The following is a 15187-nucleotide window of genomic DNA, read 5'->3' on the forward strand; positions in this document are numbered from 1 at the left end:
CATGGGATTATTGAGGAGCTCGCATGACCAAACAAAACGCCTTTACTCGGGAAGACCTGCTGCGCTGCAGTCGCGGTGAGCTGTTCGGCCCAGGTAACGCGCAACTGCCCGCCCCGAACATGCTGATGGTGGATCGCATCACCCATATCAGCGAAGAGGGTGGCAAGTACGGCAAAGGTGAATTGGTCGCCGAGCTGGATATCACCCCGGACCTGTGGTTCTTCGCCTGCCATTTCGAAGGCGACCCTGTGATGCCAGGCTGCCTGGGCCTTGACGCCATGTGGCAGCTGGTCGGTTTCTTCCTCGGCTGGCAAGGCCTGCCGGGCCGCGGTCGTGCCCTGGGTTCGGGCGAAGTGAAGTTCTTTGGCCAGGTCCTGCCGACCGCCAAGAAAGTCACCTACAACATTCAAATCAAGCGCGTCCTCAAGGGCAAGCTGAACCTGGCCATCGCCGATGGTTCGGTGAGCGTCGACGGTCGCGAGATCTATACTGCCGAAGGCCTTCGGGTCGGCGTATTCACATCCACTGACAACTTTTAAGGGTTATCCGCATGCGCCGCGTCGTTATCACTGGTCTGGGCATTGTTTCTTGCCTGGGCAATGACAAAGAGACCGTCACCGCTAACCTGCGTGCAAGTCGCCCTGGCATCCGCTTCAACCCGGAATATGCCGAAATGGGTCTGCGTAGCCAGGTTTCCGGCTCCATCGACCTGCCCCTCGAAGAGCTGATCGATCGCAAGATCTATCGCTTCGTCGGCCACGCTGCCGCCTACGCCTACCTGGCGATGAAAGACGCAATCGCCGACTCCGGCCTGAGCGAAGACCAGGTCTCGAACGTACGCACCGGCCTGATCGCCGGCTCCGGCGGCGCATCGACCCTGAACCAGATGGAAGCGCTGGACATCCTGCGCGAAAAAGGCGTGAAGCGTGTCGGCCCGTACCGTGTCACGCGGACCATGGGCAGCACTGTGTCGGCCTGCCTGGCCACGCCTTTCCAGATCAAGGGCGTGAACTACTCGATTTCCTCCGCCTGCGCCACCAGTGCACACTGCATCGGTACTGCGGTTGAGCAGATCCAGTTGGGCAAGCAGGACATCGTGTTCGCCGGCGGCGGTGAAGAAGAACATTGGAGCCAATCGTTCCTGTTCGACGCCATGGGCGCACTGTCCACCCAGTACAACGAAACCCCGGAAAAGGCCTCCCGCGCCTACGACGCCAAGCGTGACGGTTTCGTCATCGCCGGCGGTGGCGGCATGGTGGTGGTCGAGGAGCTGGAACACGCTCTGGCCCGTGGTGCCAAGATCTACGCGGAAATCGTCGGCTACGGCGCCACTTCCGACGGCTACGACATGGTTGCCCCAAGCGGTGAAGGCGCCATCCGTTGCATGCAGATGGCCATGTCCACTGTAGATACCCCAATCGACTACCTGAACACCCACGGCACCTCGACTCCGGTCGGCGACGCCAAGGAAATGGAAGGCGTGCGTGCGGTATTCGGCGACAAGGCTCCGGCCATCAGCTCTACCAAGAGCCTGTCCGGTCACTCCTTGGGCGCCGCTGGCGTTCACGAAGCGATCTACTGCCTGCTGATGATGGAAGGCAACTTCATGGCCGGTTCGGCCAACATCGACGAGATTGATCCGGTGGTGGCTGACATGCCGATCCTGACCAAGACCGTTGAGAATGCAAAAATCGACACCGTGATGAGCAACAGCTTCGGCTTTGGTGGCACTAACGCTACCCTGGTGCTGAAACGCTGGCAGGGTCAGTAAGACCTGTAGCTTGATTGCATGAAAAAGCCCCGACTGGTTCGGGGCTTTTTTGTGGGTAATGGATTTGAGACCGAGTCGGCTTCATCACAGGCAAGCCAGCTCCCACATTTGAAACGCATTCCCCTGTGGGAGCTGGCTTGCCTGCGATAGCGCCAACTCGGTACCCGGCCCTACACCGAAAATCGCGCCACCATCGTGTTCAGGTCCACCGCCAAGCGCGACAACTCCTGGCTCGCCGCACTGGTCTGATTCGCCCCGGTCGATGTCTGATGCGCCAGGTCGCGGATGTTGATCAAGTTGCGATCCACCTCCCGCGCCACCGCCGCCTGTTGCTCGGATGCGCTGGCGATCACCAGGTTGCGTTCATTGATCAAGGTGAACGCCGAGGCGATTTCCTCCAATGCCGTGCCCGCCGACTTGGCGATATCCAAGGTCGAGCGTGCTCGCGTATTGCTCTGCTGCATCGAGCTGACCGCCTGATCGGTGCCTTGCTGGATCCCGCTGATCATCTGCTCGATTTCCTGGGTCGACTGCTGGGTGCGATGAGCCAAAGCCCGCACTTCGTCGGCTACTACCGCAAACCCACGCCCAGCATCCCCGGCGCGCGCCGCTTCAATCGCCGCGTTCAACGCCAGCAAGTTGGTCTGCTCGGCAATCGAGCGGATTACGTCCAGCACCTTGCTGATGCCATAAACCTTCTGCGCCAGATCCTCGACCTGCGTCACGTTGTCGGTCACGTCAGTGGCCAGCGCCTCGATCGACACCACAGTCTGATGCACTTGCTCGCGCCCATGCTGGGCAATGCGGTCGGACTCGCGGGACGCCTGGGACGTGGCCACTGCGTTGCTTGCCACCTCCTCCACGGCTGCCGTCATCTGGTTCACCGCCGTGGCGGCCTGCTCGATTTCCTGATTCTGCTGGTGCAAACCACGGGTGGCGTCTTCAGTCACGCAGCTAAGCTCCTCCGAGGCGGACGCCAACTGGTTCGACGACTCGGAGATACGCCGGATGGTATCGCGTAGATTCTCCTGCATACCCTTGAGCGCCTGCTGCAGACGCGCCGGCTCATCATTGCCACTCACATGGATCTCGCCGGTCAGATCGCCACTGGCCACGCCCTGGGCGACTTTCAGAGACTGGGCCAGGGGCAACACGATGCTGCGTGTCAGCCACACTGCCAGGCCGATGGTAATCAGCGCCGTAAGCACGATCATGCCGACCACCCAGCTGCGCGACTGGCTGAACACGCTTTGCGCCAAGCTTGCAGCTTGATTGGCATTGGCTTTGTTGAGGTTGACCAGTTCGTGCAGGGTCGTGGCCATTTCATCGGCGATCTGGTTCATCTCGCCATTGACCACCCTGATCGCGTCTTCCAGCTGGTTGGCCTTCGAAAACCCCATGACCTGCTCCTGGCGTTGCAGGTATTGCTGCTCCTGGGCCTTGAAGCGATCAAACAGCGTGCGTTCCTCGGGCAGCACAATCAGCGCCTCGTAGAGGGTCTGCGCATGATGCAGGCCGCTTTTCAGCTCGCCCAGTTTCTGTTCGTTCTGCGCCAGCGCCTGGGAATCGCGGTTGACCAGCAGGCGCAAGGTCAGCGCCCGAACACGCAGCAAGTCCTGACTCATCTGCCCCACCGCCATCACGCTGGGCAGCCAGTTATTCTCCACCTGGTCCGATTGCTGGCGCATATTGGCCATCTGCAACAGGGCAAAGCCGCCCAGGGCAAATACCATCAACGCCAATAGGCCAAACCCCAAGCCCGCGCGCGGGGCGATATTCAGACTTCTGATACTCATGCCTTGGCTCCTTCCAATTTCGCTGCATCCATTTGCAGCTGGCTCTTGAAAGGTATCGGCCTATTGCTCGTTTTGCGTAAGACGAAAACGCGATATCAACGTGCTACACCATCGCGGGGCGCTTTAGGCAGGATCGCCAAAAAGTTGTCCCGTGCGACTTTGCGAGCGACGTCCTCCGGCAGGGCATCCAGGAACGGGTCGAAGCGGCGCATTTCCTTACCGAGCTTGTTGAACCGCCCTACAACGTCCGAGCCCAGCATAAACCGCTCCGGGAAACGCTCCACCAGCTTGACCCACTCCGGGCGCGGCTGCCCTGCGTCATCCAGCAAATACGGCGTGAGCATGCTCCAGGACAGGTCGATGTACAGGTTGGGGTAAGCCTCCAGCAGGCGGCTCAGGGTCGGCAGCAAAAAGTCCATCTGCACCTGATGGCGGTGGATTTCCTTGCTGGTGCCGGCGTGGGCCCAGATAAAGCGGGTGTGCGGATGGTTGCGCAGCGGCTCTTCCACTTCAGCCAGGTACAGCGGATTGCGCTCACGCTTGGAGGTGATGTTGGAGTGCAGCATCACCGGCAGGTCGTTTTCTGCCGCCAGGTGATAGATGCGGGTCATGGCTTCGTTATTGGCACGCGGGGTGTCGCCTGCGGTGATGGCGGTAAGGTCGTCATGGCGGGTGAAGACCTCACCGATGCCTTGCCACAGCCCTGGGTTGAGGTCGAGCATGCGCTGGATATGGGCGGCCGAGTTCTTGTCGTTGGGGTTGAAGCCGGACAGGAACGGATGAAAATACTGGCGTTGCTCTGGGCTCAGTTTATTGACCGCTGCGGCCACAATCACATCGGTGGCGCTGTACCAGTAGGCATCGGCATCGTCACCGGCGTAGTAGCGCGGCCGCTTGGGTTCATCTTCGTGCCATTTCTTGGCGACCGGGATGCCGGAAATCATCACATGCTCGATGCGGCTGTCAGCCATGGCATTGAGCAGCTTGTCCATGCCCGCGGTTTCCTGGAAGAAATCCACGTAATGCAGGTGCGCGTCGCTGTAGGCATAGTCGCGGGCCTGCGCAGCAAGGCTGCTGGTGGTGAGCAACAGGGCAAGCGTCAGGCGGGTCAACGGCACGATAAAACCTCGATAAGGGCTGATACGGGTAGACCTTGCTCAGGCTGCCAGGGTTCATCCGGCAAAAAACACGGAACACCGAAGTGCCAGCATGCTCTATAACTGCATGACCTTCATCCTGCCACCCTGTGAGGTTTACCATGCCTGTTACCGTGAATACCCTGAACCAGGACAACTTCCGTCATAGCGTCAATATCAATAACCATGAGTTGTTTACCGACCTGCCTAAAAGCCTGGGCGGCGACGATTCGGCGCCCTCCCCCCATGACTACTTCGATGCCGCGCTGGCGTCGTGCAAAGCGCTGACGGTCAAGCTCTACGCGCAGAAGAAAGACATTCCGCTGACCGGCGTGACTGTGGAAGTCACCCACGACGCCACCGAAGAGCAAAAGGGCAAATACAAGCTCAACGTCAAGCTGACGCTCAAGGGCGTGCTCACCGACGAGCAACGCGACGAACTGCACCGTGTGGCAGATCGCTGCCCGGTGCACAAGCTGATGACCACCGCCGACGTCACCATCGAGACAAAGCTGTCGGAAGGCGCCTTCAGCCAATAGCGGCAACATCCTTCCGAGCGGGTTATGCTCAGCAGCATCTAACCCGCTCAGACTGGGACGCACCATGACCACCCTCACCGTGATCCGCCCTCGCCCCGAAGATGTCGAAGGCCAACCGATCCTGCGCCCGCTGCCGTCGCGGGAATGCCGCAGCGTCGGGCCTTTTGTGTTCTTCGACCATATGCTGCTCACTCGTTACGCACCGGGCGATGGCATGAATATCCGCCAGCATCCGCATATCGGGCTGTCGACCCTCACCTATTTGTTTGAAGGTGCGCTGCAGCACAAGGACAGCCTGGGTTCGGATCAGGTGGTGCAGGCCGGTGATGTGAGCTGGATGACGGCCGGCAGCGCGATTGCCCATGTCGAACGCACCCCTGAGCCGCTCAAGGCCAGCGGTTTTAGCCTGCATGGGTTGCAAGTGTGGCTGGCCTCACCCAAGGACCACGAGACCGGGCCGGGACATTACAGCCATCACCCGGCAGCCAGCCTGCCGGTGAGTGACAATCTGGGCGTGCAGATACGCCTGATCGCGGGCGATGGGTTCTGCCTCAAATCGCCGGTGCCGGTGCTGTCGCCCACGCTGTATGCCGAGGTGCAGATGCAAACGGCCACAACCCTGCTGATTCCGGATGAGCATGAGGAACGCGCGGTGTATGTGCTGGAGGGGGAAGCGCAGTTGGACGGCGAGACGCTTGAAGTGCACAGCCTGGTGGTGCTGCCGGCTGGTAAGGAGATGACACTGTTTGCCGAAAGCGATTGCCACCTGGTGGTGTTTGGCGGCGCGCCGCTGGATGGGCCTCGGCGGATCAATTGGAATTTTGTCGCGAGTGATCCAGCGGTGATCGAACAGGCCAGGCAGCGGTGGGCGGCTGGGGATTGGCCGACGGTGCCGGGTGAGTCTGAAAGAATTGAGTTGCCGGTGAGGTAGCATTCGCGAGCAAGCCCGCTCCCACATTTTGACTTGTGAACAGCGTCAAATGCGGGAGCGGGCTTGCTCGCGAAGAGGCCAAAACAGGCGCTGAAAAATCAGCCCTTGAACACTTCTTCCAGCAAGTTATGCATCGACTGGAAAGCCCGTTTGGCCGTCTTCGCGTCGTACATCATCTTGCCCGGCACATTCGCATGCGGGTCGGTGAACGAATGCACCGCGCCGCCGTAGCTCAGCAGTTGCCAATCCACACCGGCCGCGTTCATTTCATCTTCGAACGCCGGCAGTTGCTCTTTAGGGACCAATGGGTCAGAAGCGCCATGCAGCACCAGCACTGAGCCCTTGATGTTCTTCGCATCCGCCGGGTTCGGCGTGTCGAGGGTGCCGTGGAACGAGATGGCAGCCTTGACCGGCGCACCGGTACGCGCCAGCTCCAGGGAGCAGCACCCGCCGAAGCAGAAACCAAAGGTCGCCAGTTTCGAGGTATCAACCGCTGCCTCAGTCTGGCCCTGCAACTGCTCGAAGGCCGCCTGCATACGCTTGTTCAACAACGCACGGTCGTTCTTCAACGGCATCATCGCCGCACCGGCTTCATCGCCATTCGACGGACGCACGGTCTGCCCGTACAAATCGGCAATCAGCACCACATAGCCCTTGCTGGCGACGCTCTTGGCGATCTCTTCGGCACCCGCACTCACTCCCATCCAGTTCGGCGCCATCAGCAGGCCCGGCAGCGGGCCCTTGTGGCTGGCATCGAACGCGAGACGGCTTTCGTAAGATTGGCCATCAATCTGATAGACCACGGAACGTACTGTGACTTGGCTCATCATTTACTCCAGTTGAGGTGCACTAGAACGAAAAAACCCGCCGAAGCGGGTTTTTCTACGTCAGGGTCAAACCGACAGTTCAACCAACAGCTTGTTCAGGCGGCGCACATAGGCGGCCGGGTCTTTCAAGCTGTCGCCAGCGGCCAGGGCCGCTTGGTCGAAGAGGATGTGCGACAGGTCGCCAAACCGCTCTTCGCTTTGCTCGCCGTCGAGTTTCTCGATCAGCGGGTGAGCCGGGTTGAATTCGAAGATCGGCTTGGAATCCGGCACTTTCTGGCCGCTGGCCTCGAGGATCTGGCGCATTTGCATGCCCAAGTCCGCTTCGCCGATGGCCAGGATCGCCGGGGAGTCGGTCAGACGGTGGGAAACCCGCACTTCGCTGACCGCATCGCCCAGGGACGCCTTGATACGCTCAACCAAGCCTTCTTTGGCCTTGGCGACTTCTTCGGCTTCTTTCTTCTCTTCTTCGGAATCCAGGTTACCCAGGTCCAGGTCACCGCGGGCCACGTCGACGAAGGATTTGCCGTCGAACTCGTTGAGGTAGCTCATCAGCCACTCATCGATACGGTCGGTCAGCAGCAGCACTTCGATGCCTTTCTTGCGGAAGACTTCCAGGTGCGGGCTGTTTTTGACCTGAGCGTAGGTTTCGCCGGTCAGGTAGTAGATCTTGTCCTGACCTTCCTTGGCGCGTGCCAGGTATTCGGCCAGGGACACCACTTGCTCGCCGCCTTCTTCGTGAGTCGAAGCAAAACGCAGCAAGCCAGCGATTTTTTCTTTGTTGGCAAAATCTTCCGCCGGGCCTTCTTTCATGACCTGGCCGAAGTTTTTCCAGAAGCCTTTGTATTGCTCAGGCTCGTTCTTCGCCAGTTTTTCCAGCATGTCGAGTACACGCTTGGTCAGCGCCGACTTCATGGAGTCGATGATCGGGTCTTTCTGCAGGATTTCCCGCGACACGTTCAGAGACAAATCGTTGGAGTCGACCACACCTTTGATGAAGCGCAGGTACAACGGCAGGAAGGACTCCGCCTGGTCCATCACGAAGACGCGCTGTACGTACAGCTTCAGGCCTTTCGGCGCTTCACGCTGGTACAGGTCGAACGGGGCACGGGCCGGTACGTAGAGCAGCGAGCTGTATTCCAGCTTGCCTTCGACCTTGTTGTGGCTCCAGCTCAGCGGGTTTTCGTAGTCGTGACCGATGTGCTTGTAGAACTCCTGGTATTCCTCGTCCTTGATCTCGGTACGCGGACGGGTCCACAGCGCGCTGGCGCGGTTGACCACTTCCCATTCCTGGGCAGGTGCCTCTTCGCCTTCGGCGGCCGCTTGTTCTTTCGGCAGCTCGATCGGCAAAGCGATGTGGTCGGAGTACTTCTTGACGATGTTGCGCAGGCGCCAGCCATCGGCGAATTCGTCTTCACCGGATTTCAGGTGCAGGACGATGCGGGTACCACGGTCGGCCTTGTCGATAGTGGCGATTTCGAACTCGCCCTCGCCTTTGGACGACCAATGCACGCCTTCGCTGGCGTCGAGGCCGGCACGGCGGCTGAACACTTCCACTTGGTCGGCGACGATGAAGGCCGAGTAGAAGCCCACGCCGAACTGGCCGATCAGGTGCGAATCCTTCTTCTGGTCGCCCGACAGGTTCTTCATGAAGTCGGCAGTACCGGATTTGGCGATGGTCCCCAGGTGGGTGATCGCATCTTCGCGGCTCATGCCGATACCGTTGTCTTCGATCGTGACGGTCTTGGCGTCCTTGTCGAAGCTCACACGGATTTTCAGTTCGGCGCCACCTTCCAGCAACTCAGGCTTGGACAGGGCTTCGAAACGTAATTTGTCGACAGCGTCAGAGGCGTTCGAGATCAATTCGCGAAGGAAAATTTCCTTGTTGGAATACAGCGAATGGATCATGAGGTGCAGCAGTTGCTTCACCTCGGTCTGGAAGCCCAGGGTTTCCTTTTGAGTTTCCACACTCATGGTCATCAAACTCCAATTGGATGGCAGTGGCCGCGCCCTTGAGGGTTGGCGGCGGGTTGTCATCAAAGTTGGGGGCTAAGACCAGGATTTCAAGGGCGGCTCTGTTCCTCGATCTTGAAATGCGCGCGGGCGGTGGCGATAGGTTCTGCGGCCGTGCTCTGCCAGGCGGTGATAGCCACGTTCGCCACCCGTCGACCCTGGCGCCACACCTGGCATTTGGCATAGGTGTCGCGAAACTGCCCGGCGCGCAGGTAATCCAGGGAAAAGTCGATGATTTTCGGGATGCCCGGCGCGCCCGTGAACACCAGCAGGTACAGCGCCGCCGACAGCTCCATGAAGCCCGCAATCACGCCGCCGTGCAGCGCCGGCAATATGGGGTTACCAATATTGTCCTTGTTGGCCGGCAGGCGGAACAGCAATTCATCCCCCAGTCGCGTGCATTCAATGCCGATGAGCTTGGCGTAAGGAATGAGGTTGAGCAGCGCCTCGTAATCACCGCGCTCATGGGCCTGTTCCAGGCGGGTCTTGAATCGGTGCGTCATGCCTGTTCTCCCTTTATCGCGCTGCCCAATCCTTGTGTGCCCCTGAGGCGTTTGCCCATGCGCATGAACGTGCCCACCACATGGGCGATGGGTTGCTGGGGGTCATCCTGGAAGGCAAAGCCGCGGGTGAAGATGACGTCGGTGGTCACCCGGTAGCATTGGGCGAAGCCATACACGGGTTTGTGGGGCGCAGCGGGATGCATGTAGTCAACGCGCAAGTCGAGGGTCGGGCACACTTCGAATTCCGGCAGCACACACAGGGTGGCCATGCCGCAGGCGGTGTCCATCAGAGAAGTCAGCGCGCCGCCATGGATCACCCCCGACTGGGGATCACCCACTAAATGCGTGGCGTAGGGCATGATCAAGGTGATGCCCTCCTCGCTGGCCTGATGAGCGGTAATGCCCAGCACCTGACAATGGCGCAAGGCCGAAACAAAGCGCGTCGCGCGCTCTAACAGGGGATTTTCGGTCATTCGTTCCAGACTCTTATTAGTGTTGATTCGCGGAAGGGGTGGGTGGGCAAAAGTTCCGGTTAGTCAGCGATTTATATATCTATGGAATAAAAGGAACTAATGCCGAACCGCCATGCTCGAAAGGCCAGTAGATATCTTCAATAAGGAGAAACACCCATGCGCAAGACTTTAGCTATTTCCATGATGCTCGCCGCTGCCCTCGGTCTCGCTGCCTGCGACAAGAAATCCGAAGACAAAGCCCAAGACGCCGCCGCGCACTCTGAGCAAGCTCAGAAAGATATGGCGAAGGCTCAGGATAAAGTGAACGACGCTGCGAAAGAAAACGCCGATGCTGCCAAAGCTCAGGCTGAATCGAACGCAGCCGCCGCAAAAGAAGCAGCACCTGCTACCCCAGCCACCGGTTCTTGAGACCGCGGCTTGAAATAGCCTGGCTGCAAAAAGAAAGCCCGCTTAGATAGCGGGCTTTACTTTGTCTGGGTTTCTATTTGTAGGCCGTAGTTAGCCCACTTCTTTAGCCGGTTCCGGCGGCGGCGCGTCCGTTTGCGTATACACCATCACTTGCAGCACGTCGGAATGAAACTCCCGACGGTACAGCACCAACACCACCCCGCTGCTCATCAACATGAACAACCAGGGGCTGACAAACCACGCCAGCATCGTCATGCCGAAGTAATAAGCGCGCAGGCCGAAGTTGAACTGGTTAGCGGCCATGGAGATCACCCGCGCCGCGCGCAGGGCAAACGCATTGCGCTCCTGTTCCGACACATGCCGCTCACCGATCATCGGCGCCGAACCCACCAGCACCGCCGCGAAGTTGTACTGGCGCATGCACCAGCTGAATGTGAAGAACGCGTAGACGAACACCAGCGCCAGGCACAACAACTTGATCTCCGACATGCCCTGGGACGCCTGCTGCACCATGGGGATATCCGCCAGCAACGACACCGCGCGCTCCGAGGCCCCGAGCACGGTGAGAATACCGGCGAGGATGATCAGGGTACTGGAGGCAAAGAACGAGGCGTTGCGCTCGAGGTTGCCGATCACACTGGCGTCGGCGATGCGGTTGTCGCGCAGCAGCATGCGGCGCATCCAGTCCTCGCGATACAGATGCAGCACGCTGGCCAGGCAGGCCGTGTCGCGGGCTTTCCAGGTGGCATAGCGGGTGTAGCCGCCCCAGCACAGGACGAACCAGAGGGCGGCAAGCAGGTGGATTTGATTGGTTTCGATAAACGACATGCGGGTCCTATTAAGCGGCGATTTGGCAAACACGAGCGATCGTAGGAGCTGGCTTGCCGGCGATGGCAGCATATCAATCACAGAATACGTTGGCTGACACACCGCTATCGCTGGCAAGCCAGCTCCTACAGGATCGTGTTCTATAAGCATAAAAAATGCCCCGTATCGATTGATACGAGGCATTTCCTTGTAACGTAAACCCGCTTGTTTAAGCGATAGCTTCGCTACGCTTGCCGAGCATACGATCAACCACAAACGCCACAGCCAGTGTCATCACCGACGGCACCAGCCACGCCAGGCCCTGCTCGCTCAGCGGCAGGTTGGCCAATTGCGCAGGCATCCAATCCGCGAGGCCAGCGCCCTTGAGCGCATCAATGCAACCAAAGATGAACGACACCAGCATCACCGGACCGACGATGCGCCCCTGCTCCAGCCAGAAGTCTTTGCAGAAGCTCAACGCCACCAGCACGATGCACGGCGGGTAGATCGCCGTGAGTACCGGGATCGAGAACGCGATCAGCTTGGTCAGGCCCAGGTTGGACACGAACAGCGAGAACAGCGCCAGGATCACCACCAGCGTCTTGTAGGACAGCGGCAGGATACGGCTGAAGTACTCGGCGCAGGCGCAGGTCAGGCCTACGGCGGTGACCAGGCATGCCAGGGAGATCAGCACGGCCAGGAAGCCGCTGCCCAGGGAACCGAAGGTGTGTTGCACATAAGCGTGCAGCACCGCCGCGCCGTTGCTTGCACCGGCGGCAACCGCGTGGCTGCCCGAGCCGAGGCGGAACAGGCTGATGTACACCAGGGCCAAGCCCACACCGGCGATCAGGCCGGCAATGATCGCGTAGCGGGTGATCAGCTTCGGCGACTCAACACCACGGGACCGGATCGCATTGACGATCACGATGCCAAACACCAGTGCCCCCAGAGTATCCATGGTCAGGTAACCATTGATGAAACCTTGGGAGAACGGCGCAGCCACGTATTCCGGGGTGGCGACACCCACTTCACCGGCCGGCAGGGCAAAGGCGGCGATACCGAGGATGGCCAGCGCAATGATCTTCAGCGGTGCGAGGAAGCGCCCCACAGTGTCCAGCAGTCGTCCTGGGTACAGGGAGACAAAGAACACCACCAGGAAATACACCGAACTGTAGAGGAACAACGCCAGCGGGCTTTCGCCGGTCAACGGCGCCAGGCCCACTTCAAAGGACACGGTGGCGGTACGCGGGGTGGCGAACAGCGGCCCTACCGCCAGATACGCCGCCGCCGCCAGCAGGCCACCGGCGATCTTGCCGATCGGGCTGCTCAACGCGTCCATACCGCCGCCGACCTTGGCCAGGGCGATCACGGTGACCACCGGCAGGCCGACGGCCGTGATCAGAAAGCCCAGCGCTGCCATCCAGACGTGAGGTCCGGACTGCAAACCAACGATAGGCGGGAAGATGATGTTGCCGGCGCCCACGAACAGGGCAAACGTCATAAAGCCCAACGCCAGGATATCCTGGCTTTTCAACACTTTCATTTCGGGAAATACCACACTACTGAATCGGAATTTAGAGAGGGATTCCCTATGGATGAGGGAAATACTGCCGGCCCTTATGGGAGCCGACCGGTCTAGCGCGGGGCTTCCTTTTGGGATGCGCACGCATAAAGAGGCGGCTAGGGTACAGAAATTGGCTGACGAACGCACTGTTGCGGGGCGGACTGTCCGATAAGCGACATCTCTATGTCGCGTTTTCATACTTAATCTGGCAATGCAGATAAGTTACACAGCCATGCCATACAAAAAACTGTAGGAGCCTGCTTGCCGGCTCCTACAGAAAATGTGGTTACTTAGAAAGCACAAAGGCCACCCGAAGGTGGCCTTTGTGTTGGTGAAGCGTCAGTTAAGCGCGAGGCTTACTTGACAGCCCAACCGGTCAGCTCGGACAAAGCCTTGCCGATGTCTGCCAGCGAACGCACGGTTTTAACGCCTGCGTCTTCCAGGGCAGCAAACTTCTCGTCTGCAGTGCCCTTGCCGCCAGAGATGATTGCGCCAGCATGGCCCATGCGCTTGCCAGCAGGGGCAGTCACACCAGCGATGTAGGAAACAACCGGCTTGGTCACGTGTGCCTTGATGTAGGCAGCCGCTTCTTCTTCAGCCGAACCGCCGATCTCACCGATCATTACGATCGCTTCGGTCTTCGGGTCTTCCTGGAACAGTTTCAGGATGTCGATGAAGTTCGAGCCTGGGATCGGGTCACCGCCGATGCCGACGCAAGTCGACTGACCGAAACCGGCGTCAGTGGTCTGCTTCACAGCTTCGTAGGTCAGGGTGCCGGAACGGGAAACGATACCGACCTTGCCTGGCAAGTGAATGTGACCTGGCATGATGCCGATCTTGCATTCGCCTGGAGTGATCACGCCTGGGCAGTTAGGGCCGATCAGGACTACGCCCAGCTCGTCGCACTTAACTTTAGCGTCCAGCATGTCCAGGGTAGGAATGCCTTCGGTGATGCAGACGATCAGCTTGATGCCGCCGAATGCTGCTTCCAGGATCGAGTCCTTGCAGAAAGGAGCTGGAACGTAGATCACGCTGGCGGTGGCGCCAGTGGCAGCTACAGCGTCTTTCACGGTGTTGAACACTGGCAGACCCAGGTGCTCGGTGCCGCCCTTACCAGGTGTTACGCCGCCAACCATCTTGGTGCCGTATTCGATGGCTTGCTGGGTGTGGAAACTACCTTGCGAACCGGTAATACCCTGGCAGATAACTTTGGTGTCTTTATTGATCAGGACGCTCATTATTTGCCCTCCGCAGCTTTGACAACTTGTTGAGCAGCGTCGGTCAGGCTGGTAGCCGCGATGATGTTCAAACCGCTTTCTGCCAGTACTTTAGCGCCCAGTTCAGCGTTGTTACCTTCAAGGCGAACAACAACCGGGATTTTAACGCCGACTTCTTTCACTGCACCGATGATGCCTTCGGCAATCATGTCGCAACGAACGATGCCGCCGAAGATGTTGACCAGTACTGCAGCGACGTTGGAGTCGGACAGGATGATCTTGAAAGCTTCGGTTACGCGTTCTTTGGTAGCACCACCGCCCACGTCGAGGAAGTTGGCTGGTTTGCCGCCATGCAGGTTGACGATGTCCATGGTACCCATGGCCAGGCCAGCACCGTTGACCATGCAGCCGATGTTACCTTCCAGGGCTACGTAGTTCAGTTCGAACTTGGCAGCGTGCGCTTCGCGCGGATCGTCTTGCGACGGATCGTGGAAAGTCTTCAGCTTAGGCTGACGGTACATGGCGTTGGCGTCGATGTTGATCTTGGCGTCCAGGCAGTGCAGATCGCCGTCAGCCTTGATCACCAGCGGGTTCACTTCCAGCAGGGCCAGATCGTGATCCTGGAACAGCTTGGCCAGACCGACGAAGATCTTGGCGAACTGGGCAACTTGCTTGCCTTCCAGGCCCAGCTGGAAAGCCAGCTCGCGACCCTGGAATGGCTGAGCGCCAACCAGTGGATCGATAGTAGCTTTCAGAATTTTTTCTGGGGTTTCTTCGGCGATCTTCTCAATGTCCACGCCACCTTCGGTGGAAGCCATGAACACGATGCGACGGCTCGAACGGTCAACGACAGCGCCCAGGTACAGCTCTTTAGCGATATCAGTGCACGATTCAACCAGGATCTTGGTGACTGGCTGGCCATTGGCATCAGTCTGGTAAGTCACCAGACGCTTGCCCAGCCACTGCTGTGCGAAGGCCTTGGCGTCTTCTTTGCTGCGAACCAGCTTAACGCCGCCCGCTTTACCGCGACCACCGGCGTGGACCTGGGCTTTGACAACCCACTCGCTGCCGCCGATTTTGTCGCAAGCTTCTGCTGCTGCTTCCGGGGTGTCTACTGCGTAGCCCTTGGAAACTGGCAGGCCGTATTCAGCGAACAGCTGCTTACCCTGATACTCGTGAAGATTCATGCTTTTTACCGTCTTCGT

General features: G+C 59.2%; 15 protein-coding genes and 1 pseudogene. 5 read left to right on the forward strand and 11 right to left on the reverse strand.

Features of this window, described 5'->3' with window-relative positions:
• Positions 1-23: 23 nt before the first annotated feature.
• Both fabA and fabB read left to right on the forward strand, forming a co-directional pair.
• Positions 24-539, forward strand: a complete 516-nt coding sequence (gene fabA, locus U367_RS0122430; protein WP_010211704.1) for a 3-hydroxyacyl-[acyl-carrier-protein] dehydratase FabA — start codon at positions 24-26, stop codon at positions 537-539.
• Positions 540-550: 11 nt separating this feature from the next.
• A complete protein-coding gene (fabB, locus tag U367_RS0122435) occupies positions 551-1771 on the forward strand; it encodes a beta-ketoacyl-ACP synthase I (protein WP_016979549.1) in 1221 nt (406 codons plus the stop codon).
• Positions 1772-1941: 170 nt separating this feature from the next.
• On the opposite strand, the gene U367_RS1000000132790 is transcribed toward fabB, so the two are convergent.
• The 3 genes and pseudogenes from U367_RS1000000132790 to U367_RS0122445 all read right to left on the reverse strand — a co-directional run bounded on the left by U367_RS1000000132790 (position 1942) and on the right by U367_RS0122445 (position 4685).
• The gene (locus U367_RS1000000132790; protein WP_371923951.1) at positions 1942-2805 is read right to left on the reverse strand and encodes a methyl-accepting chemotaxis protein; all 864 of its coding nucleotides are present in this window, start codon (positions 2803-2805) and stop codon (positions 1942-1944) included.
• Positions 2797-3567, reverse strand: a pseudogene (locus U367_RS1000000132795) (MCP four helix bundle domain-containing protein); the annotation flags it as partial. The gene U367_RS1000000132790 and the pseudogene U367_RS1000000132795, both read right to left, overlap by 9 nt.
• Before the next feature lie 95 nt (positions 3568-3662).
• Positions 3663-4685, reverse strand: a complete 1023-nt coding sequence (locus U367_RS0122445) for an amidohydrolase family protein (RefSeq protein WP_028615723.1) — start codon at positions 4683-4685, stop codon at positions 3663-3665.
• Positions 4686-4825: 140 nt separating this feature from the next.
• Between U367_RS0122445 and U367_RS0122450 the strand changes: the two genes are divergently transcribed.
• Together U367_RS0122450 and U367_RS0122455 are read left to right on the forward strand one after the other, a co-directional pair.
• On the forward strand, positions 4826-5242 hold the full coding sequence (locus U367_RS0122450) for an OsmC family protein (protein WP_028615722.1): 417 nt from the start codon (positions 4826-4828) through the stop codon (positions 5240-5242).
• 64 nt (positions 5243-5306) lie between these two features.
• Positions 5307-6173, forward strand: coding sequence for a pirin family protein (locus tag U367_RS0122455; protein ID WP_028615721.1), 867 nt, complete (start codon positions 5307-5309; stop codon positions 6171-6173).
• A 98-nt stretch (positions 6174-6271) separates the two neighbouring features.
• On the opposite strand, the gene U367_RS0122460 is transcribed toward U367_RS0122455, so the two are convergent.
• From U367_RS0122460 to U367_RS0122475, 4 genes are all read right to left on the reverse strand, one after another.
• Positions 6272-7000, reverse strand: a complete 729-nt coding sequence (locus U367_RS0122460; protein ID WP_028615720.1) for a dienelactone hydrolase family protein — start codon at positions 6998-7000, stop codon at positions 6272-6274.
• A 66-nt stretch (positions 7001-7066) separates the two neighbouring features.
• A complete protein-coding gene (htpG, locus tag U367_RS0122465) occupies positions 7067-8971 on the reverse strand; it encodes a molecular chaperone HtpG (protein WP_028615719.1) in 1905 nt (634 codons plus the stop codon).
• Between the two features lie 89 nt (positions 8972-9060).
• Entirely contained in the window at positions 9061-9513 is a 453-nt protein-coding gene (locus U367_RS0122470) for a PaaI family thioesterase (protein ID WP_028615718.1), read from the reverse strand.
• The gene (locus U367_RS0122475; protein ID WP_028615717.1) at positions 9510-9986 is read right to left on the reverse strand and encodes a PaaI family thioesterase; all 477 of its coding nucleotides are present in this window, start codon (positions 9984-9986) and stop codon (positions 9510-9512) included. Before U367_RS0122475 ends, U367_RS0122470 begins: the two co-directional genes overlap by 4 nt.
• Before the next feature lie 156 nt (positions 9987-10142).
• Between U367_RS0122475 and U367_RS0122480 the strand changes: the two genes are divergently transcribed.
• A complete protein-coding gene (locus U367_RS0122480) occupies positions 10143-10394 on the forward strand; it encodes a hypothetical protein (protein WP_012723095.1) in 252 nt (83 codons plus the stop codon).
• A 90-nt stretch (positions 10395-10484) separates the two neighbouring features.
• Here U367_RS0122480 and U367_RS0122485 read toward each other — a convergent pair whose 3' ends face one another.
• The 4 genes from U367_RS0122485 to sucC all read right to left on the reverse strand — a co-directional run bounded on the left by U367_RS0122485 (position 10485) and on the right by sucC (position 15169).
• A complete protein-coding gene (locus tag U367_RS0122485) occupies positions 10485-11222 on the reverse strand; it encodes a DUF599 domain-containing protein (protein ID WP_028615716.1) in 738 nt (245 codons plus the stop codon).
• Between the two features lie 208 nt (positions 11223-11430).
• Positions 11431-12744, reverse strand: a complete 1314-nt coding sequence (gene brnQ, locus U367_RS0122490; protein WP_028615715.1) for a branched-chain amino acid transport system II carrier protein — start codon at positions 12742-12744, stop codon at positions 11431-11433.
• Positions 12745-13121: 377 nt separating this feature from the next.
• Entirely contained in the window at positions 13122-14003 is an 882-nt protein-coding gene (gene sucD, locus U367_RS0122495) for a succinate--CoA ligase subunit alpha (RefSeq protein ID WP_003210566.1), read from the reverse strand.
• A complete protein-coding gene (gene sucC / locus U367_RS0122500; RefSeq protein ID WP_016979559.1) occupies positions 14003-15169 on the reverse strand; it encodes an ADP-forming succinate--CoA ligase subunit beta in 1167 nt (388 codons plus the stop codon). Before sucC ends, sucD begins: the two co-directional genes overlap by 1 nt.
• Between the last annotated feature and the right edge of the window lie 18 nt (positions 15170-15187).

Origin of the sequence: Pseudomonas canadensis (assembly GCF_000503215.1) — a bacterium.
In the GTDB taxonomy this organism is placed as follows: domain Bacteria; phylum Pseudomonadota; class Gammaproteobacteria; order Pseudomonadales; family Pseudomonadaceae; genus Aquipseudomonas; species Aquipseudomonas canadensis.